Consider the following 18674-nt stretch of genomic DNA (forward strand, 5'->3'; position numbering starts at 1 on the left):
TGGGTAACTAACATTCGGAAAAATAAAGTATGGTATAATTGTTCATTATCCACGAGGAGGTTCAATATGGACGCATTGGATATCTTAACCGACTTAGACCATTGCTTTCCGTATTTTCAGCCGGTATTTAGCGCAGATGAACATCGCGTCATTGGTTATGAAATATTAGGTAGATATAACGGTAATGGTCAATTAATTAGTCTTGGGACATTTTTTCAAGACAAAAGTATTCCAGATGAATACCGGTTAGAAGTCGATAATGCCGTTCTGACTAAGGCATTAGAGCTTGCAACTGGATTAGATCCTGACGTACTGCTTTTTGTAAACAGAGATGCGGATCTACTGATTCATGACAGCGGGGAGGAATTTTTACAATTCCTGCAGCAGTTTCAAGAGAAGGGGATCAGTTTAAATAGGATTGTATTAGAAATATCTATGGATGAACCAAAAGACGAAATGGATCATTTATTAAATTATTATCGAACATTTGGCATAAAGATCGCCATTGATAAATTGGGAGATGAAAGCAGTCATTTAGATCGAATTGGTCAGTTAAAGCCAGATATTGTAAAAGTTGATTTAATGCCTTTACGCTCAATGAATCCGCCGCCTGCCTATCAGGATACATTATATTCGCTCTCAATTCTTGCTAGAAAAATTGGAGCAACCCTGTTGTTTAAAAATATCGAAATGGTTTATCAGCTTCAATTTGCCTGGCAGCATGGCGGAAGATACTATCAAGGTTTTTATTTAGAGAAACCAATAGCGGAATTTATACCAAGAGATATATTGAAAGAAAAATTAAAGGCTGAATTTCATGAATTTATCATTTATGAAAAGAAAAAGTTGGAAAAAGTTTTTGAGGTTACCGAAACCTTTCAAACAAAACTTCAAGAAATATTAAGTAAACATCGTAGGTCAATTAGCTTTGAAGAATTATTGAAATCACTTGGTACAGATTTAGATCAAGTCGCATTAAGAATGTATATTTGTGATGAGGATGGCTTTCAAATTTCACCAAATATGTTTAAAAAAGAAAGTAAATGGGAATTGCAGCCGGAATATTTGCAAAAAAATTGGAGCTGGAGACCGTATTTTTTAGAAAACATGATTAGAATGCGTAATGATAAAAGGGGAATTTTGTCTGATTTATACTGTGATATTGAAACAGGCGAAACAACGAGAACGTTTTCCTATCCGTTAAACGCACATGAATATTTATTTATCGATTTAAGTTATGACTTTCTTTATAATCATGATAGTTTACTTTAGCTATAGACAGCTTTTTTGCTTATTTATGTCGAAAAAACATCAATTTAAAGTGCTTTTGTAAAAAAAACTCGATTTTTCTTCATGTTTTACTTGTGTAATGAGTTCACTTTATTTTATGCTGTTTATATTGGCTAAATCATTTTCGTACAGGAAAATTTAGACTTTATATTTGTGGTTTAGAAATAAGTCAAATGAGAAACCTAGTAGTAAGATATTTGGCTTTTGTTGAAAGGAGAGGGAGCATGTCACAGCTTCAAGGTATAATTTCAAGGTTAAAAAACCTGCAGGAACAATCAAATAATGGAGAACCTTCACAACGTTTTTTTGAGGTGAACGGTGAACGGAAATGTCAAGTAACGTATCAACCGAAAACAGAGACCTTTGAGTTGGAGGTTTATTTCGATAAGGAAAAGCCAAAAAGATACCAATTTGACAATATTGATATGATTACGATTGAAATCTTTGATTTAATTCAATAATAATGTTACATAAGGAACCAGAATGGTTCCTTTTTTGCAGGTGATCTGTATCACTGTATAAGATGGCTGCAGTTGGTCTTTATCCTTCTCCTTCAATGCAAAATGGGCTGGGTAAAAGAAGCGAAAAATTGTAAACTGTGTTACAATATATTTTATGAAATTACTATTTAGGGAGTTTTCAGCTATGATCAATCTTGGCGATGAGTTTTTAAATATTAATATCCGCGATTTAATGATTCCAGCTGAGCGGGTAGCTCATGTTCAAGTAGGAAATAGTCTGGAGCATGCTCTTTTGGTATTAACAAAAAGTGGCTACACGGCAATACCTGTCCTTGATCCTCATTATAAGCTACATGGACTTATATCCACCCCGATTATTATGGAATCGATTCTTGGGCTCGAAAGAATTGAATATGAAAAATTGGAACAAAGCCGGGTCGAGCAGGTGATGAATAAAAATGTTCCACATCTGCAAATTGATGCTTCCATCCAAAATACGATTTGCTTACTGGTGGACCATCCTTTTTTATGTGTGGAAAATGAAGATGGGTTGTTTGAAGGAATCTTAACAAGAAGAGCTGTATTACATTTGTTAAATGATGGCCTTCAACCTGATACCAATTGAGGGAGGATGTCAAAAGACATCCTCTAATTTTTTCCTATTGATAAGATCACGATTGTGTAACAGATAGAAAGGGTTGTTTTAATGGAGAAAGCGCTAACAAAAGGGCAATCGAGAAAGAAAACTAATCGTCCGATTGTTCTTGCCTCTATTATGCTTGCCATGTTTTTAGGTGCAATTGAGGGAACGATTGTTTCAACAGCCATGCCGGCTATTGTTGGAGAATTGGGTGGTTTTTCTTTATATGGCTGGGTATTTTCTGTTTATTTATTAATGAATGCTGTGACCGTATTAATTTATGGCAAGCTTTCTGATTTATTTGGTAGGAAACCTATTATATTAATCGGAATTATGATTTTTTTAATTGGTTCCATTTTATGCGGGTTTGCTGAATCAATGACAATGCTTATTATCTTTCGCTTTATCCAAGGGCTGGGAGCAGGAGCTATTACACCAATTGCCACTACCATTGTGGGTGATATCTATACAAAGGAAGAAAGAGCGAATATTCAAGGCTATCTTTCGAGTGTTTGGGGAATTTCAGCTATTGTTGGACCGGCACTGGGTGGGCTTCTCGTTGAGTATGTGAGCTGGAGATTTGTTTTTTGGCTCAATATTCCGCTTGGGATTTTAGCGAGTATTGGTATTGGAGTATTTTTACATGAACATGTGACAAGGAAGAAACATCGAATTGACTATCGAGGGGCAGTATTGATGATGATTTCAGTTTCCTGTCTCATGTTTGTCCTTGTAGAAGGAGGAACAGGCTGGGCGTGGATGTCTTTTGAATCCATAAGTTTACTAGCGGTCAGTGTGATCACCTTTATTTTTTTCTATTTTCAAGAAAAGAGAGCAGAAGAACCGATTATGCCTTTTTCAATCTGGAAGGAACGGCCCATTTTTATCGCAAATATGACGTCGTTAACAACAGGTATTATGTTGATCGGGATTTCAAGTTTTCTGCCGACATTTGTTCAAGGTGTTATGGAGCAGTCTCCTATTGTTGCAGGTTTTACGCTGACAACCATGTCAATTGGCTGGCCGATTGCTTCGACATTTGCAGGTTCACTGCTGTTAAAGATTGGTTTTAGAACAACTTCCCTTTTTGGTGGTGCAGCCTTAGTACTAGGGAGTATTCTGTTTATTACATTAACCCCTCATGCTGGTCCAATTTGGGCTGCTGTCGGTTCTTTCTTTATCGGAATTGGAATGGGATTAACAACGACGACATTTATTGTTACGATTCAGAGCACTGTAAGTTGGGAACAAAGGGGAATTGCGACTGCCTCCAATTCATTTATGCGAAATTTAGGAAACACTATTGGTGCTGCACTGCTTGGAGGTATTTTAAACAGCCAAATATTACGTTATTTTAAGGAGAATGGTCAGGATCTAACGACGGACCTTTCGGTAGACTCCATTAATATTCTACTTAATGAAAAAGACAGAAATATGCTGCCTGACAGTCTTCTTCAATTCCTTCAAGATAGTTTAACGTATTCCCTGCATATTGTGTATTACGTTGTCCTATTGATTGCCGTTATTAGTTTTGTTCTTATTTTATTATTGCCTCGTGAGAAAAAGGTCTGATCGATGAAAATTTCCACAAATATCTTCTCATACTTTTATTATGTTTTTTTCAAACTAATGAAAGTGAGGAGATGATAACATTGAAAAAATTAGTAATTTTTTTACTAACTGTGTTATTTAGTATGAGTATCATACCGCGGGAATCCAATGCTCAATCAATTACCATGTATAAAGAACCGCCATTTGAGCACTATAAAATTTCAAGCGGAGATACCTTTTGGTTCATTGCGAAACGTTATGGACTAGATTACAAAAGATTGATGCAATTGAATCCTAACGCGGATCCATATAATTTGCAAATCGGAAGTGTGATCCGCTTAAAAGAAAGTGCTGCTTCTGCTAGTACCTTTGAGGATGAAGTGTTCCGTTTAGTGAATGCTGAACGAACAAAACAGGGATTGCGTTCGCTCCAGCATCGTGCTGATGTAAAAAATGTTGCTGAGAAGAAAGCAATGGATATGATTAACAGTAACTATTTCTCTCATAACAGTCCAAACTATGGCAGCCCATTTGAGATGCTTAAGACTTTTGGTATAACTTATCGGTCCGCTGGAGAAAACATTGCGAAAGGTCAAAGGTCACCTCAAGAAGTCATGAATGCATGGATGAATTCGTCTGGACATCGTGCTAATATTCTAAATCCAAGCTATAATGCAATTGGTGTGGGCTACTATAACGGTGCTTGGGTTCAATTATTTATCCAATCATAATAATTATGCTGACAAAGCGTGAGTATACGCTCTCGCGCTTGTCAGCATTTTTTAATCGGTATAGCAGATAGTGTACAGTTTTTTTGCTTGTTTTCAATGCTTTTGTTTGATAAAGTAATTTTTAGCAATATCTTTATAATATAAATCGGGGGTAATGGTAATGAACATGATGGATGCAAATGAAATCATCAGTTTTATTCAAAACAGTAAAAAATCAACACCAGTAAAAGTATACATAAAAGGTAATTTAGAAGGTATTGAATTTGGCTCTAATAGTAAATCATTTATTGCTGGAAATAGTGGTGTTGTTTTTGGGGAATGGGCTGAAATCAGCGAAGTAATCGAAAATCATAAAGACAAAATTGAAGATTATGTCATTGAAAATGACCGCAGAAATTCAGCGATTCCATTATTAGATATGAAAAATATTAATGCAAGAATTGAGCCAGGTGCCATCATTCGTGATCAAGTAGAGATTGGGAACAATGCTGTTATCATGATGGGTGCTTCTATCAATATTGGTGCAGTAATCGGCGAAGGCACGATGATTGATATGAACGCTGTTCTTGGTGGACGAGCAACTGTTGGGAAGAATTGTCACATTGGTGCCGGCACTGTATTAGCAGGAGTAATTGAGCCGCCATCAGCTAAACCGGTTATCGTAGAAGATGACGTTGTAATCGGAGCAAATTGCGTTGTGCTTGAAGGAGTTACAATTGGAAAAGGTGCAGTGGTTGCAGCAGGTGCAATCGTCATTGATGATGTTCCTCCGTACACTGTGGTGGCAGGTACACCGGCACGTGTTATTAAAGAAATAGATGAAAAAACAAAATCAAAAACAGAAATTAAACAAGAGCTTCGTCAACTGTAATTTAGGACTAAGCGTGGACGATATTAGTCCACGCTTTCTTTACAGAATTATGCCCTCTAAACAAGAAAGGAAGGTGTCATTATATGAGTTCGTTTGTTAAAATTCGACGTGATCTTCATCAAATTCCGGAGCTTGGCTTTCAAGAGTTTAAAACTCAACGTTATGTCTTATCCTATTTGCAAACTTTACCGGAAGCAAGGTTAGAAATCAAACTATGGGAAACAGGAATCTTTGTTAAGGTAAAAGGTACAGAGCCGAAAAAAATCATAGGATACCGAACTGATATAGACGGCTTACCAATTGTAGAAGAGACTGGCCTAGAATTTCATTCAAAGCATGCAACAGAAATGCATGCCTGTGGTCACGATTTCCATATGTCGATTGCGCTTGGAGTATTGACGCACTTTGTTCATCATCCAATAAAAGATGATTTACTTTTTATTTTTCAACCTGCTGAAGAAGGACCGGGCGGTGCTGAGCCGATGTTAAAAACGGATATTATGAAGGAATGGATGCCTGATATGATTTTAGCCCTTCATATTGCACCTGAATATCCGGTTGGTTCGATAGCGATAAGAGAAGGACTGTTATTTGCTAACACATCTGAATTATTTATTGACTTGAAGGGTAAAGGAGGACATGCGGCTTATCCTCATCAAACAAATGACATGATTATTGCTGCGTGTTCTTTAGTGACACAGCTTCAAAGCATTATCTCCAGAAATGTCGACCCGCTAGATAGTGCAGTTATAACAATAGGTAAAATAACAAGTGGAACTGTGCAAAATATTATTGCTGAAAAAGCTAGACTTGAAGGAACCATTCGCACTCTGTCTGTTGAGTCAATGGATAAAGTGAAAAAACGGATTGAAGAAATCGTTAAAGGAATTGAAGTTGGGTATCAATGTGAAACGAAAATTGATTTTGGTGCCATGTATTATCAAGTTTATAATGAAGCGAAGCTGACAAAAGAATTTATGGAGTTCGTAGATCGTAACACAGACGTAAAGGTCATTGAATGTAATGAAGCTATGACCGGCGAAGATTTTGGTTATATGTTAAAAGAAATACCAGGTTTTATGTTTTGGCTTGGTGTTGAATCAGAATATGGCCTCCACCATTCAAAGCTTAATCCAAACGAACAAGCCATTGATACAGCGATCAATATGATTTGTCAATACATCGAATATAAAGGAAATGCTTGATAGATGTTAAACCGGGGTAACCGGTTTTTTTAGTATTCTTAAATTGAGTTAATAGGATACATATAGTTAACGGTATTTATGCTAAAATATGAAGAGCATATTTTGTATTACGGAGGAATGAATGGTGAAAAAGGAATTTGCAGTCATCGGCTTAGGTCGTTTTGGAGGAAGTATTTGCCGTACGTTTGCAGAGCAAGGAATGGAAGTAATGGCGATTGATAATAATGAAGATCGGGTTAATGAGTATTCGGCCATTGCTTCACATGCTGTTGTAGGTGATTCAACCGATGAAAAGGTATTAAAAAGCCTGGGGATTCGTAACTTTGACCATGTTATTGTCGCAATTGGCGACAACATTCAAGCGAGTATATTAACAACGATCATATTAAAAGAACTTGGTGTGAAAAATATTACCGTAAAAGCGCAAAATGATTATCATGAAAAGGTATTGCTGAAGATTGGCGCTGACCATGTGGTTCATCCGGAACGGGATATGGGAAGAAGAATCGCAAATAATATGATTTCTAATAGTGTCCTTGACTATTTGGAGCTCTCTGATGAGCATAGCATCGTTGAGATTGTTGCCAGTGAAAAGATTGATGGCCACTCGATTCTTAACTTGGACATTCGTGCTCAGTATGGAATTAATATTGTTGCGATCAAAAGAACGAATGAAATTATTGTTTCTCCGCAAGCAAATGAGATTATCCATGAAAAAGATATTCTTATTGTCATTGGTGCAGATGCAGATATTAATCGTTTTGAGAAAAAAGTCTTATAGAAAAAGAAGCGCCATTTGGTGCTTCTTTTTCTATAAGCTGTGATGAAAAGCTTAAGCTTTACACTTCCATTATGATAGGCAATATCATTGGACGGCGCTTTGTTTTCTCATATAAATACGGTGCAAGTGTATCGGTAATTTCATTTTTAATTTCTGACCACTGCGTTGTACGTCTTTCCATCACTTTATTTAAGTGTTTTGTAATCAGGCTTTGTGCGTCATTGATTAAATCGCCTGATTCCCTCATATAGACAAAACCGCGAGAAATAATATCAGGTCCAGCCGCAATTTTGAAATCTCTCATATTGATGCTGACGACTACGACAACAAGACCTTCTTCGGAAAGGATTCGTCGATCACGCAGAACAATATTGCCGATATCGCCAATGCCGCTTCCATCAATATAAACATTCCCTGAAGGAACTTTACCAGCTACTCGAGCCTGATCTTCACTAAGGGCGAGAACTTCACCGTTATCCATAATAAAACAGTTTTCTTCATCAACGCCGCAGTCTACAGCTAATTTCGCATGCATAATCTGCATACGGTATTCACCGTGAATTGGCATGAAAAACTTTGGTTTAATGAGTCTGAGCATTAATTTTTGTTCTTCTTGTCCGCCATGGCCGGATGTGTGAATATCACTCAGTTTACCATGGATTACTTCTGCTCCTGCTCTAAAAAGCATATTAATTGTCCGGCTGACACTTATTGTATTACCAGGAATCGGAGATGAAGAAAATACAACTGTATCACCTGGGATAATTTGAATTTGACGGTGTGTACCATTTGCAATTCTTGATAATGCTGCCATTGGTTCCCCTTGACTTCCGGTACATAGGATGGTAACCCTATCGGCAGGGAGGCGGTTAATTGTCTGTGCATCGATAAAGGTATCCTTGGGTGCACGAATATAACCAAGTTCTAATCCTATATTGATAGCTGCCTCCATACTGCGTCCAAATACCGCGATTTTTCGGCCGTTTGCAACCGCTGCTTCTGTTACTTGCTGTAAGCGGTGTATATTTGAAGCAAAAGTAGCGAAGATGATGCGACCTTGTACTTTTCTAAAAATATCGTGGATTGTATCGCCTACGCGTCTTTCAGACATGGTGAAATTAGGTATTTCACTATTTGTACTGTCAGATAATAAGCAAAGGACACCTTCTTTTCCTATTTCAGCCATTTTAGTTAAATTTGCCGGCTCACCAACTGGAGTAAAGTCAAATTTGAAATCCCCTGTATGAACAATTTGTCCTGGAGGGGTTTTGACTACGATTCCAAATGAATCAGGGATGCTATGCGTAGTACGAAAAAATGTAACCGATGTTTTTCGGAATTTTATAATGTCATCTTCTTTGATTTCATGCAGCTTGGCTTGCCTTAAAAGACCGTGTTCTTCTAATTTATTCCGCAACAATCCTAAAGCTAATTTACCGCCGTAAATCGGAATATTGACTTGGCGCAATAAGTAAGGAATACCGCCAATATGGTCCTCGTGTCCGTGTGTGATAAAAAGACCTTTAATTTTTTCTTCGTTTTTAACTAAGTAAGTATAATCCGGTATAACATAGTCAATTCCGAGCAATTCATCCTCAGGGAATTTAATTCCAGCATCGATTAGAATAATTTCATCCTGAAATTGCACTGCATACGTATTTTTACCGATTTCCCCTAGACCTCCCAGGGCAAATACAGCCGTTTGATCATTTTTTACAAATTTCATTATTTATATCTCCAATACTTTAAAATCTTCAATCTGTTTTTCGTATTCTAAGAATGCTCCATCAATAGGAGTTACCAATTCAATGTTGTATGGATAGTCTTTTAATTTTCGACGAATATCCCTTACGGATTCACCTTCAACATAGATTGATTTTGTATTCTCACGAACTGGTACTTGGTTTTTAGATTCTTGGAAAAAAACCTTAAAAATCACAATAATCACTCCTTAATCCCTTTTTCTTTTTTAATCATTTATTTTTATAGCTCCGTTAAGCATGGTTGTAGATTTCCGTTTCAGGCACTTCGCGCACCTTAGGGCGACCCGGAGAGTGCACGACAATTTGTTTCAGCGGGATCTCTTATTTCCCGCTTCTCCCGCAGGACATTGAATTACTTCCTTGAAACTGCCCACGCACGAGAAAATTCGGTAGAATTTTCGAGGAGTCTACGTGCCTTCCACTACAATCAATCTGTGACCAAAATCAAATTATGCTTTAACACAGCCATTTTTATAAAAAAACAATCATAATAAATGTTTTTTCATTTTCTTCATTCAGTATAGCCTTCTGTTGATCATAAGTTAAGTTCCGGACTTTGGCGGTGTACGTCACTTTTGCTGTTGGAAAAAAATAAGGAAGGAGCCCTTCGTAAGAATGAAGGGCTCAAATAAATCAGGCAATTGATTTTTTTCGCAACATATCGTTCCACTGTTTTAAAAGCTTTTTTTTCAGCTTCTTTAACATTGTGGCTCATCTCCTTATTTCTATTTTAAACAATCCTAGTCCAAAGTAAAGCAGAAATGGGGTGTTTATAAAGATTATTCTTGTTTTTAGTTATATTATTTGTTTAAAAACCTGAATTTTTTCATGGAGAAACATGGAATTTATCTGCACATGATGTGAACCGGGATTATATAAGGGCATAGAGTGTGAAGGAGAATTTTTTAATGTATCTAATTAAGCTCCAAAAAAATAAAGATAAAGGACAGCATGCTGCCCTTTAAGATTTGTGGTTAGCGTCCGATTTTTATAGCGTTTTCAGGTTCTTTCATCGGATTTGATTTATCAATATGATCATAAAACATGATGCCGTTCAAATGGTCAATCTCATGTTGAAAAACGATGGCAGGAAGGCCCTTTAAGCGAAGTTTAACTTCATTCCCGTCTGCATTATACCCTTTAATAGTTATTCTTGCATGTCTTGGTACGTACCCTGGATGAGGATCGTCAACGGATAAGCATCCCTCACCAGCAGCAAGAAAAGACTTTTCAACTGAATGACTGATAATCCTCGGATTTATTAGGGCATAGCTGTATAACCTCTCGTTTTCATCTGTAACATGCACGGCAATCATCCTTTTTGATACGTTAATTTGCGGTGCAGCCAATCCGACTCCTGGCCGTAAGCCGTATTTAGAAGATATTTCAGGATTTTGGCTATTTTGAACATACTCTAATAGCTCAGTTAAAATTTTATTATCTTCTTCAGACGCGGGTAAAGAAACCTCGGCTGCTACTTTTCTTAATGTAGGATGTCCATCCCGGATAATATCATCCATTGTCAGCATATTAAAACACTTCCTTCTAAAAATTCATGTAGTCCAATTTTAACAAAGATACAATGAAAAGTTAATAAAAATGAAGTGGCATGAATATATGAGAAATATAGTAAAAAAATAAATGGAAGTACTCTCATAACAATGGTGAGGCAATGTTAACACTATGTTTATACAGTAAAATGAATAGAACAGACAGATAATGAAGAAGATTTTTTTATAAGTATTATTATTTAGCAGTATTTACTTTATTGAAATAATATGTCGCAAGAACTAATTTTTATACACTTACTTTGCTATAACAGATGTCTGTTATGGTTAATGTTATATAGTACAGATGTGAATTACGAATGAAACAGTTTGATAAATATTGAGCAATCATTATTTGCGATTCTTGAAAAACTTTAATCAAATTCATTGACTCTAACCACTTTTATAAGTAAACTAATAGTTGCAGTTTGAAATGTGTATCATTTTTTTGTGAAAATAGACTGATACAGAAAAAGGTGATTATGGTATTTGTTATAGAGAATCATAATTACATACAACTGAGAAAGACAGCATAGGTATTATCAATCAATGAAAGAATATACTTTTCATCTTTATTAATGGAAAGTATAAGTTATATTAAGAAAGTTTTTTTAAACAGAAAAGCTATGAATAATTGATTTTTGGATACTCTATTAACGTCTAAAAGAAACGAAAGGATGACTGGGATGGCTTCTAATACAAAGAATGTACAACTTGATGCAAAAGCTCAAGTTGAGAAAATTGCTGAGCAGTTTCAAATGTTTCAGATTTTAAATGAAGAGGGCCAGGTTGTGAATGAAGCAGCAATGCCTGATCTAACAGATGATCAATTACAAGAATTAATGCGTCGCATGGTCTATACAAGAATTCTTGACCAACGCTCCATTTCATTAAATAGACAAGGTCGTTTAGGTTTTTATGCTCCGACTGCAGGACAAGAAGCATCACAACTTGCTTCCCATTTTGCACTTGAAAAAGAGGATTATGTTCTGCCGGGATATCGTGATGTTCCGCAAATTATATGGCATGGCTTACCTTTATACCAAGCCTTTCTATGGTCACGAGGACATTTTGAAGGCGGACAAATTCCAGAAGGTGTTAATGTATATATTCCACAAATTATTATTGGGGCTCAGTATGTGCAAACAGCGGGTGTTGCTCTGGGCTTAAAGAAACGTGGACAAAAAGCTGTTGCAATTACATATACAGGTGACGGCGGAACCTCTCAAGGTGATTTCTATGAAGGAATCAACTTTGCAGGTGCATTTAAAGCACCGGCTATCTTTATTGTTCAAAACAATCAATTTGCGATCTCAACTCCACGTGAAAAGCAAACGGCAGCACATACACTTGCACAAAAGGCAGTTGCAGCTGGTATTCCAGGAATTTTAGTTGATGGAATGGATCCGTTAGCTGTCTATGCTGCAGTTAGCCAGGCTCGTGAACGTGCTATAAATGGAGAAGGTCCAACTTTAATTGAGACATTAACATATCGTTATGGTCCACATACAATGGCAGGCGACGATCCAACACGTTATCGTACTTCTGATCTTGATAATGAATGGGAGAAGAAAGATCCCCTTGTTCGTTTCCGTAAATTCCTTGAAGCGAAAGGTTTATGGAGTGAGGAAAAAGAAAATGAAGTAATTGAACAAGCGAAAGATGAGATTAAAGAAGCGATTAAGAAAGCTGATGCTGCTCCAAAACAAAAGGTAACGGATTTAATGTCTATAATGTATGAAGAAATGCCACATCACTTAAAAGAACAATATGAAATTTATCAAGCAAAGGAGTCGAAATAAGCCATGGCGCAAATGACAATGATTCAAGCAATCACGGATGCGTTACGTACAGAACTGCGCAATGATCCAAATGTATTAATTTTTGGAGAAGACGTTGGCGTAAATGGCGGTGTGTTCCGTGCTACTGATGGACTTCAACAGGAATTTGGTGAAGATCGTGTATTTGATACACCGCTTGCTGAGTCAGGAATTGGCGGTTTAGCATTCGGATTAAGTTTACAAGGCTTCCGTTCTGTGCCAGAAATTCAATTTTTTGGATTTGTTTTTGAAGTATTTGATCAAATTGCAGGACAATTAGCTCGTTTACGCTACCGTACTGGTGGTAAATACCATGCGCCTGTTACCATTCGCGCTCCATTTGGAGGCGGGGTACATACACCAGATATGCATGCGGATAGTTTAGAAGGTTTGATGGCACAAACACCTGGATTAAAGGTAGTTATTCCTTCTACACCATATGATGCAAAAGGATTGTTAATTTCGGCGATCCGTGATAATGATCCGGTTGTCTTCTTAGAACATATGAAATTGTATCGTTCTTTCCGTCAGGAAGTTCCTGAAGAAGAATATACAATTCCATTAGGAAAAGCAGAAGTAAAGCGTGAAGGTACTGATGTATCAATTATTACTTATGGTGCAATGGTACATGAATCATTAAAAGCAGCAGAAGAACTTGAAAAGGAAGGATATTCTGCTGAAGTAATTGATTTGCGTACAGTCAGCCCGATTGATATTGATACAATCATTGCTTCGGTCGAAAAGACGGGTCGTGCCATTGTTGTGCAAGAAGCTCAAAAACAAGCGGGTATTGCAGCGAATGTTGTGGCAGAAATTAATGATCGTGCTATTCTTAGTCTTGAAGCGCCGGTGTTGCGCGTTGCGGCTCCTGATACAGTATTTCCATTCCCGCAGGCAGAATCTGTGTGGCTGCCAAACTTTAAAGATGTAATTGAAACAGCCAAAAAAGTTTTAACGTTTTAATTAACGGAGAAGTACTTTTAATATAAAAAAATGAAAACTCATTAGACATGATTAAAAAATCTAGTTCCTAGGTCGGAAAGTTATTAAAAACTTTCTGATTGAATGGACATGATGATACAGGAGGAATTTCCAATGTCTTTTCAATTTAAAATGCCTGATATTGGTGAAGGTATCCATGAAGGTGAAATAGTTAAATGGTTTGTAAAGCCAGGGGATAAGGTCCAAGAAGATGATGTATTATGTGAAGTTCAAAATGATAAAGCAGTTGTTGAAATTCCATCTCCAGTAGAAGGAACGGTCGAAGAAGTATTGGTAGGGGAAGGAACCGTTGCGACAGTTGGACAGGTGCTAATCAAATTTGATGCACCAGGATATGAAAATTTACAATTTAAAGGCGATGAAGCCGAGGAACAGCCAAAAGCTGAAGAAGTGAAAAAGGAAGAAGAACCTAAAGCTGAAGCTGCTGAAAGTACAGCTGTACAAGCGGATCCGAACCACCATGTAGTAGCAATGCCTTCAGTGCGTAAATATGCCCGTGAAAAAGGCGTCGATATTCGTTTAGTTTCTGGAAGCGGAAAGAACGGACGTATTATAAAAGAAGATATTGATGCATTTATCAATGGCGTCGCACCTGCAGCCGTAACAAATCAGGCAGCAGAGGCAGCTGTAGATAATGATGCAGGAACAGCTGCTGCTCAAGCACCAGTTATTCCTCAAGGACAATATCCTGAAACTCGTGAAAAGATGAGCGGAATCCGCAAAGCGATTGCGAAGGCAATGGTCAATTCTAAACATACTGCACCACACGTTACTTTAATGGACGAAGTGGATGTAACGAAACTTGTTGCTCACCGTAAAAAATTCAAAGAAGTGGCAGCAAATAAAGGAATTAAATTAACTTTCTTACCTTATGTTGTTAAAGCATTAACCAGTGCTTTACGTGAATTCCCAGCACTTAATACATCTCTTGATGATGCTAATAATGAAATCATTCATAAGCATTATTTTAATATCGGAATTGCTGCTGACACAGAAAAAGGGTTGTTAGTACCAGTAGTGAAAGATGCTGACCGCAAATCTATTTTCAATATTTCAAATGAAATTAATGAGTTAGCTGTAAAAGCTCGTGACGGTAAGCTTGCACCAGATGAAATGAAGGGTGCTTCTTGTACTATTTCTAATATTGGATCTGCTGGCGGACAATGGTTTACTCCTGTCATCAATCATCCGGAAGTAGCTATTCTTGGTATCGGCAGAATAGCTGAAAAACCAGTTGTTAAGGACGGAGAAATTGTGGCAGCTCCAGTATTATCTTTATCTTTAAGCTTTGACCACCGTATGATCGATGGTGCAACTGCACAGAATGCCTTAAATCATATTAAACGATTACTAAATGACCCAGAACTTTTGTTAATGGAGGCGTAATAAATGGTTGTCGGAGATTTTCCAATTGAAACAGATACTATAGTAATTGGAGCAGGTCCTGGAGGGTACGTCGCTGCTATTCGTGCAGCGCAGCTAGGGCAAAAAGTAACGATTGTCGAAAAGAACGTGGTAGGCGGGGTGTGCCTAAATGTTGGCTGTATTCCTTCCAAAGCATTAATCGCGGCAGGGCATCGTTATGAAACAGCAAAACATTCAGCTGACTATGGTATTAGCGCTGAAAATGTAACAGTTGACTTTTCAAAGGTTCAACAATGGAAAGCTAGCGTTGTTAAAAAGCTGACAGGCGGAGTAGAAGGACTGTTAAAAGGAAATAAAGTAGAAATCGCATATGGTGAAGCTTATTTTGTTGACAGTAATTCCTTACGTGTAATTGGTGAGAAATCTTCTCAAACATATAATTTCAAAAACGCAATTATTGCAACCGGCTCACGACCAATTGAATTACCTGCCTTTAAATATTCTAAGCGCGTATTAAACTCTACAGGTGCATTAGCACTAGAAGAGATCCCTGAGAAGATTGTTGTCATCGGTGGGGGAGTCATCGGCTTAGAATTGGGCGGTGCGTATGCAAACTTTGGTACACAAGTAACTGTCATCGAAGGTGCTGATGACATTTTGCTTGGATTTGAAAAGCAAATGTCTTCACTTGTTAAGCGTAATATGAAGGGTAAAGGTGTAGAATTCTATACGAAAGCAAGTGCTAAAGGTGTTGAGGAAACAGAGAATGGTGTTGTTGTAACATTTGAAGTAAACGGCGAGGAAAAGAAAGTTGAAGCTGATTATTTATTTGTGATGGTTGGCCGTCGTCCAAATACAGATGAAATGGGTCTTGATCAAGCCGGTGTAAAGATGAGTGAAAGAGGCATTATTGAAATCGACAAGCAATGCCGTACGAATATCAGTAATATTTATGCGATTGGTGATATTGTTCCTGGACCTCAGCTTGCCCATAAGGCATCATATGAAGCGAAAATTGCTGCAGAGGCGATCGCGGGACACGCATCTGAAATTGACTATTTAGGAATCCCTGCCGTTGTGTTCTCAGAACCTGAACTAGCTTCTGTTGGTTATACAGAAAAACAGGCAAAAGACGAAGGTCTTGATATTGTAGCAGCGAAATTCCCATTCGCAGCAAATGGACGTGCGTTATCACTGGACAGCACGGACGGATTTATGAAACTTATTACAAGAAAAGAAGATGGGATTGTAATTGGAGCGCAAATTGCAGGTGCCAGTGCGTCTGATATGATTTCAGAGCTTGGGTTAGCTATTGAAGCAGGAATGACTGCAGAAGATATTGCGATGACCATCCATGCTCATCCTACACTAGGTGAAATTACAATGGAAACGGCGGAAGTTGCTTTAGGCAGCCCGATCCATATATTGAAGTAAAGTAAAAAGCTGGCTCGTTTTTGAGTCAGCTTTTTTTAATGTATATGTTTAAAATTGTTGATTACGACGAACCGGATAAAACTTTAGCGATTGGTGCAATAATTTCCTCTACGGTCGCTTTTCCTTCAATTTCTACAATTACCCGATTTCGATAATATACAAGCAAGGCAGGGCACTGGTCAATTTCGAATATACTATCATAATCATCTATTTCAGAAGCCGATAGAATCTTCATATTTTTCATTTGTTCTGGGTAATCCTTTTTCAGCTCGATAATTGCATCATAATAGGAAACCTCTTGTTCTAAAGCCTCATCATCAGAAAAAAATACAATCTGTTTAGTATTGTTATCGACAGTAAATAAATGTTGCGGCTCTTTTCTGTCACACGACATGATCAGTAACAGACTAAAGGCCATTAAAAGAAGTGGTTTTCCTTTCATTTAACCAATGCCTCGCTTTACAATATAAATCAATAACTTTTCTTTTGAGAATATAGTAGTAATATGATACCATACATAATTGCCATTATCTGTATAGTTATTTAATTGTTACAAAAATGAAAAATAAGTAAGTGGGGCTTTACATATATTTACTGTATAAAATGGTTACGGTAATGGTGGTGTTATATGCGGATTTATACGGTTATAATCATACAGTTCATGATTTGGAGTGGTTTTACATTTATTGAATGGCTTTCAACGTTAGATTGGTACATATACAAAATTATGATGTTTTTTATCTTTTTCTATTTAGCTATTGTGATTGGTAATCAATTTATTCATTCAACAAGAAAAACGATGTTTGTTACTGTTTTTAGTTTAAGCTTATATAGTTTTATTCATATTGTAATGCTAAGCTTATGGTAAAAAAAGCGTGTCATTAGACATGCTTTTTTACCATCGTGCTTACTCATATCGTTGGGGTTATTTTCTTTTATAATAATACATGATACGGCCGTTAAATAAATGAAGTTCGCCCTGCAGCTTATTCGCTAGGAATTTGCCTAATTCATTTGCTTTTCCTTTATCTCCATATGTAGATTGGTTCGTAAGTGCCAGCTGTATTATTGTTTGGGGTGCTTCATTGGCATCAGCCGCTAATGTCTGTTCCTCGTCAATACTTAATTTAATAGAATGGTAGCGATCTTGTTTAGCTGCTAAATAGAGCTGACGTTTGTTATCGTTCGTTTCATCTTGCATTTCATAAGGAAATGCGGCCTGACCATACGGCCAATCAAGCTGCTCTCCCGTTTTAGTTGTAATTTCTTTATAATACTCAAGCATTTCTTTTAACTCATCAATGGTCATTGTTTGTTTTACTGAAGCCGGAACAAGCTTAATATACGCCTTATTCATTTCTATCCCCATCCTTTTGATGAACTATTATCCGTAAATAAAAAATGTATATATCCTACCTAATTTATTCTAACATTGTTTGAAAATTTATGACAATTTTCAAAACATTTTCATAACGAATTGCATAAACTGCATATATTAAAATATAATAATATTCTAAAGAAAGAACTTTAGGGAGGAGAAATGAAAATGGAACTATTTGAAAAATTATACGATGAAGATGAGAAGGTAAAAGTTCGTTTTGTAGGTTTTACAACTGAAATTGCCCGTTATGACTTTGGGATAGTGTATACGAACTTATTTTTTGGCAAGCCTTTAGTAGTGTGTATGCAAACTGGCCGTTCAACACTCCTCGACCCCCTAGACCTTGAAGATATTGAATACCTGCAGTCGATATTTAAAATAGAAGATCGAAAACAAGCTGAAGAATTAGCTGACTTTTTTGCGGAACAATTACCAGGTTTAGCATATGAACCAGAATATTATTGAGAATAAATTTGATTCTATAAGATATAACGTTATTGTCATTTGAACAGTATGTTCCTGTGACAATAACGTTTTTTATTTAAATCAGCTAATATCAATAAATGTGTTATACAATTTGGGGTTGATTTTTCAAAAGTGCTATATTATTATAAGTTTAAAGATAATAAAACGCTTACTTATAGAATAATTAAATACAAGGGAGATGAAATAATGGGTACTATTGTTTGTCAAGAATGCAATTCAACCATTGATTACTTTGAGGATGAAAAGGTATCGGTTCTTTACTCCTCGAATTGCAATTGTGGAAAACACGATCATAAAGAAGAAAAATAATGAAAAAAAGCATGCGTTCGCATGCTTTTTTTTGTTT

Annotated in this window: 20 protein-coding genes; 15 read left to right on the plus strand and 5 right to left on the minus strand. The window is 36.8% G+C overall.

Annotated features, from left to right (window positions below):
• Positions 1-66 precede the first annotated feature (66 nt).
• The 8 genes from R4Z09_RS08475 (at position 67) to R4Z09_RS08510 (ending at position 7530) form a co-directional block, all read left to right on the plus strand.
• Positions 67-1272, plus strand: a complete 1206-nt coding sequence (locus R4Z09_RS08475) for an EAL domain-containing protein (protein ID WP_338451889.1) — start codon at positions 67-69, stop codon at positions 1270-1272.
• 242 nt (positions 1273-1514) lie between these two features.
• Positions 1515-1751: a YkuJ family protein gene (locus R4Z09_RS08480; protein WP_150439691.1), complete on the plus strand. Its 237-nt coding sequence runs from the start codon at positions 1515-1517 to the stop codon at positions 1749-1751.
• A 184-nt stretch (positions 1752-1935) separates the two neighbouring features.
• The gene (gene cbpB / locus R4Z09_RS08485) at positions 1936-2376 is read left to right on the plus strand and encodes a cyclic-di-AMP-binding protein CbpB (RefSeq protein WP_338451890.1); all 441 of its coding nucleotides are present in this window, start codon (positions 1936-1938) and stop codon (positions 2374-2376) included.
• An 81-nt stretch (positions 2377-2457) separates the two neighbouring features.
• Positions 2458-3963, plus strand: coding sequence for an MDR family MFS transporter (locus R4Z09_RS08490; RefSeq protein WP_338451891.1), 1506 nt, complete (start codon positions 2458-2460; stop codon positions 3961-3963).
• 71 nt (positions 3964-4034) lie between these two features.
• A complete protein-coding gene (locus tag R4Z09_RS08495; protein ID WP_338451892.1) occupies positions 4035-4673 on the plus strand; it encodes a CAP domain-containing protein in 639 nt (212 codons plus the stop codon).
• Positions 4674-4833: 160 nt separating this feature from the next.
• Positions 4834-5544: a 2,3,4,5-tetrahydropyridine-2,6-dicarboxylate N-acetyltransferase gene (dapD, locus tag R4Z09_RS08500; RefSeq protein WP_338451893.1), complete on the plus strand. Its 711-nt coding sequence runs from the start codon at positions 4834-4836 to the stop codon at positions 5542-5544.
• Between the two features lie 83 nt (positions 5545-5627).
• Positions 5628-6749, plus strand: coding sequence for an N-acetyldiaminopimelate deacetylase (locus R4Z09_RS08505; protein ID WP_338451894.1), 1122 nt, complete (start codon positions 5628-5630; stop codon positions 6747-6749).
• 121 nt (positions 6750-6870) lie between these two features.
• On the plus strand, positions 6871-7530 hold the full coding sequence (locus tag R4Z09_RS08510; RefSeq protein ID WP_338451895.1) for a TrkA family potassium uptake protein: 660 nt from the start codon (positions 6871-6873) through the stop codon (positions 7528-7530).
• 58 nt (positions 7531-7588) lie between these two features.
• On the opposite strand, the gene rnjA is transcribed toward R4Z09_RS08510, so the two are convergent.
• The 3 genes from rnjA to def all read right to left on the minus strand — a co-directional run bounded on the left by rnjA (position 7589) and on the right by def (position 10822).
• Positions 7589-9256: a ribonuclease J1 gene (gene rnjA / locus R4Z09_RS08515; protein WP_338451896.1), complete on the minus strand. Its 1668-nt coding sequence runs from the start codon at positions 9254-9256 to the stop codon at positions 7589-7591.
• 3 nt (positions 9257-9259) lie between these two features.
• On the minus strand, positions 9260-9469 hold the full coding sequence (locus R4Z09_RS08520; RefSeq protein ID WP_338451897.1) for a DNA-dependent RNA polymerase subunit epsilon: 210 nt from the start codon (positions 9467-9469) through the stop codon (positions 9260-9262).
• Positions 9470-10267: 798 nt separating this feature from the next.
• Entirely contained in the window at positions 10268-10822 is a 555-nt protein-coding gene (def, locus tag R4Z09_RS08525; RefSeq protein WP_338451898.1) for a peptide deformylase, read from the minus strand.
• A 704-nt stretch (positions 10823-11526) separates the two neighbouring features.
• On the opposite strand from def, the gene pdhA reads away from it, so the two are divergent.
• From pdhA to lpdA, 4 genes are all read left to right on the plus strand, one after another.
• Complete coding sequence (gene pdhA / locus R4Z09_RS08530; RefSeq protein WP_338451899.1) at positions 11527-12642, plus strand: pyruvate dehydrogenase (acetyl-transferring) E1 component subunit alpha; 1116 nt, start codon at positions 11527-11529, stop codon at positions 12640-12642.
• A 3-nt stretch (positions 12643-12645) separates the two neighbouring features.
• Positions 12646-13623 (plus strand): alpha-ketoacid dehydrogenase subunit beta, encoded by a 978-nt coding sequence (locus R4Z09_RS08535; RefSeq protein ID WP_338451900.1) that lies wholly within the window; start codon positions 12646-12648, stop codon positions 13621-13623.
• Between the two features lie 132 nt (positions 13624-13755).
• Positions 13756-15048: a dihydrolipoamide acetyltransferase family protein gene (locus R4Z09_RS08540; RefSeq protein ID WP_338451901.1), complete on the plus strand. Its 1293-nt coding sequence runs from the start codon at positions 13756-13758 to the stop codon at positions 15046-15048.
• 3 nt (positions 15049-15051) lie between these two features.
• The gene (gene lpdA / locus R4Z09_RS08545; RefSeq protein WP_338451902.1) at positions 15052-16461 is read left to right on the plus strand and encodes a dihydrolipoyl dehydrogenase; all 1410 of its coding nucleotides are present in this window, start codon (positions 15052-15054) and stop codon (positions 16459-16461) included.
• Positions 16462-16522: 61 nt separating this feature from the next.
• Here the strand turns inward: lpdA and R4Z09_RS08550 are convergent, their stop codons facing one another.
• Positions 16523-16903 carry a small peptidoglycan-associated lipoprotein gene (locus R4Z09_RS08550; RefSeq protein ID WP_338451903.1) on the minus strand — a complete coding sequence of 127 codons (381 nt, stop codon included), beginning with the start codon at positions 16901-16903 and terminating at the stop codon, positions 16523-16525.
• 186 nt (positions 16904-17089) lie between these two features.
• On the opposite strand from R4Z09_RS08550, the gene R4Z09_RS08555 reads away from it, so the two are divergent.
• Positions 17090-17329, plus strand: a complete 240-nt coding sequence (locus R4Z09_RS08555; protein WP_338451904.1) for a hypothetical protein — start codon at positions 17090-17092, stop codon at positions 17327-17329.
• Between the two features lie 57 nt (positions 17330-17386).
• Here the strand turns inward: R4Z09_RS08555 and R4Z09_RS08560 are convergent, their stop codons facing one another.
• Positions 17387-17818, minus strand: a complete 432-nt coding sequence (locus R4Z09_RS08560) for a DUF1885 family protein (protein ID WP_338451905.1) — start codon at positions 17816-17818, stop codon at positions 17387-17389.
• Between the two features lie 189 nt (positions 17819-18007).
• Between R4Z09_RS08560 and R4Z09_RS08565 the strand changes: the two genes are divergently transcribed.
• Together R4Z09_RS08565 and R4Z09_RS08570 are read left to right on the plus strand one after the other, a co-directional pair.
• Complete coding sequence (locus R4Z09_RS08565) at positions 18008-18307, plus strand: DUF3055 domain-containing protein (protein WP_338451906.1); 300 nt, start codon at positions 18008-18010, stop codon at positions 18305-18307.
• Positions 18308-18514: 207 nt separating this feature from the next.
• Positions 18515-18637: a GapA-binding peptide SR1P gene (locus R4Z09_RS08570; protein ID WP_338451907.1), complete on the plus strand. Its 123-nt coding sequence runs from the start codon at positions 18515-18517 to the stop codon at positions 18635-18637.
• Positions 18638-18674 lie beyond the last annotated feature (37 nt).

Source organism: Niallia oryzisoli (genome assembly GCF_036670025.1).
GTDB lineage: Bacteria > Bacillota > Bacilli > Bacillales > Cytobacillaceae > Bacillus_BD > Bacillus_BD oryzisoli.

Bases quoted from the DNA above. Each gene is read 5' to 3' on its own strand.
- R4Z09_RS08495 (WP_338451892.1), top strand. From the start codon at position 4,035: ATGATAACATTGAAAAAATTAGTAATTTTTTTACTAACTGTGTTATTT.
- R4Z09_RS08535 (WP_338451900.1), top strand. From the start codon at position 12,646: ATGGCGCAAATGACAATGATTCAAGCAATCACGGATGCGTTACGTACA.
- R4Z09_RS08480 (WP_150439691.1), top strand. From the start codon at position 1,515: ATGTCACAGCTTCAAGGTATAATTTCAAGGTTAAAAAACCTGCAGGAA.
- pdhA (WP_338451899.1), top strand. From the start codon at position 11,527: ATGGCTTCTAATACAAAGAATGTACAACTTGATGCAAAAGCTCAAGTT.
- R4Z09_RS08550 (WP_338451903.1), bottom strand. From the start codon at position 16,903: ATGAAAGGAAAACCACTTCTTTTAATGGCCTTTAGTCTGTTACTGATC.
- R4Z09_RS08510 (WP_338451895.1), top strand. From the start codon at position 6,871: ATGGTGAAAAAGGAATTTGCAGTCATCGGCTTAGGTCGTTTTGGAGGA.
- R4Z09_RS08560 (WP_338451905.1), bottom strand. From the start codon at position 17,818: ATGAATAAGGCGTATATTAAGCTTGTTCCGGCTTCAGTAAAACAAACA.
- cbpB (WP_338451890.1), top strand. From the start codon at position 1,936: ATGATCAATCTTGGCGATGAGTTTTTAAATATTAATATCCGCGATTTA.
- lpdA (WP_338451902.1), top strand. From the start codon at position 15,052: ATGGTTGTCGGAGATTTTCCAATTGAAACAGATACTATAGTAATTGGA.
- R4Z09_RS08540 (WP_338451901.1), top strand. From the start codon at position 13,756: ATGTCTTTTCAATTTAAAATGCCTGATATTGGTGAAGGTATCCATGAA.
- R4Z09_RS08490 (WP_338451891.1), top strand. From the start codon at position 2,458: ATGGAGAAAGCGCTAACAAAAGGGCAATCGAGAAAGAAAACTAATCGT.
- R4Z09_RS08475 (WP_338451889.1), top strand. From the start codon at position 67: ATGGACGCATTGGATATCTTAACCGACTTAGACCATTGCTTTCCGTAT.
- R4Z09_RS08570 (WP_338451907.1), top strand. From the start codon at position 18,515: ATGGGTACTATTGTTTGTCAAGAATGCAATTCAACCATTGATTACTTT.
- R4Z09_RS08555 (WP_338451904.1), top strand. From the start codon at position 17,090: ATGCGGATTTATACGGTTATAATCATACAGTTCATGATTTGGAGTGGT.
- dapD (WP_338451893.1), top strand. From the start codon at position 4,834: ATGAACATGATGGATGCAAATGAAATCATCAGTTTTATTCAAAACAGT.
- R4Z09_RS08505 (WP_338451894.1), top strand. From the start codon at position 5,628: ATGAGTTCGTTTGTTAAAATTCGACGTGATCTTCATCAAATTCCGGAG.
- def (WP_338451898.1), bottom strand. From the start codon at position 10,822: ATGCTGACAATGGATGATATTATCCGGGATGGACATCCTACATTAAGA.
- R4Z09_RS08565 (WP_338451906.1), top strand. From the start codon at position 18,008: ATGGAACTATTTGAAAAATTATACGATGAAGATGAGAAGGTAAAAGTT.
- rnjA (WP_338451896.1), bottom strand. From the start codon at position 9,256: ATGAAATTTGTAAAAAATGATCAAACGGCTGTATTTGCCCTGGGAGGT.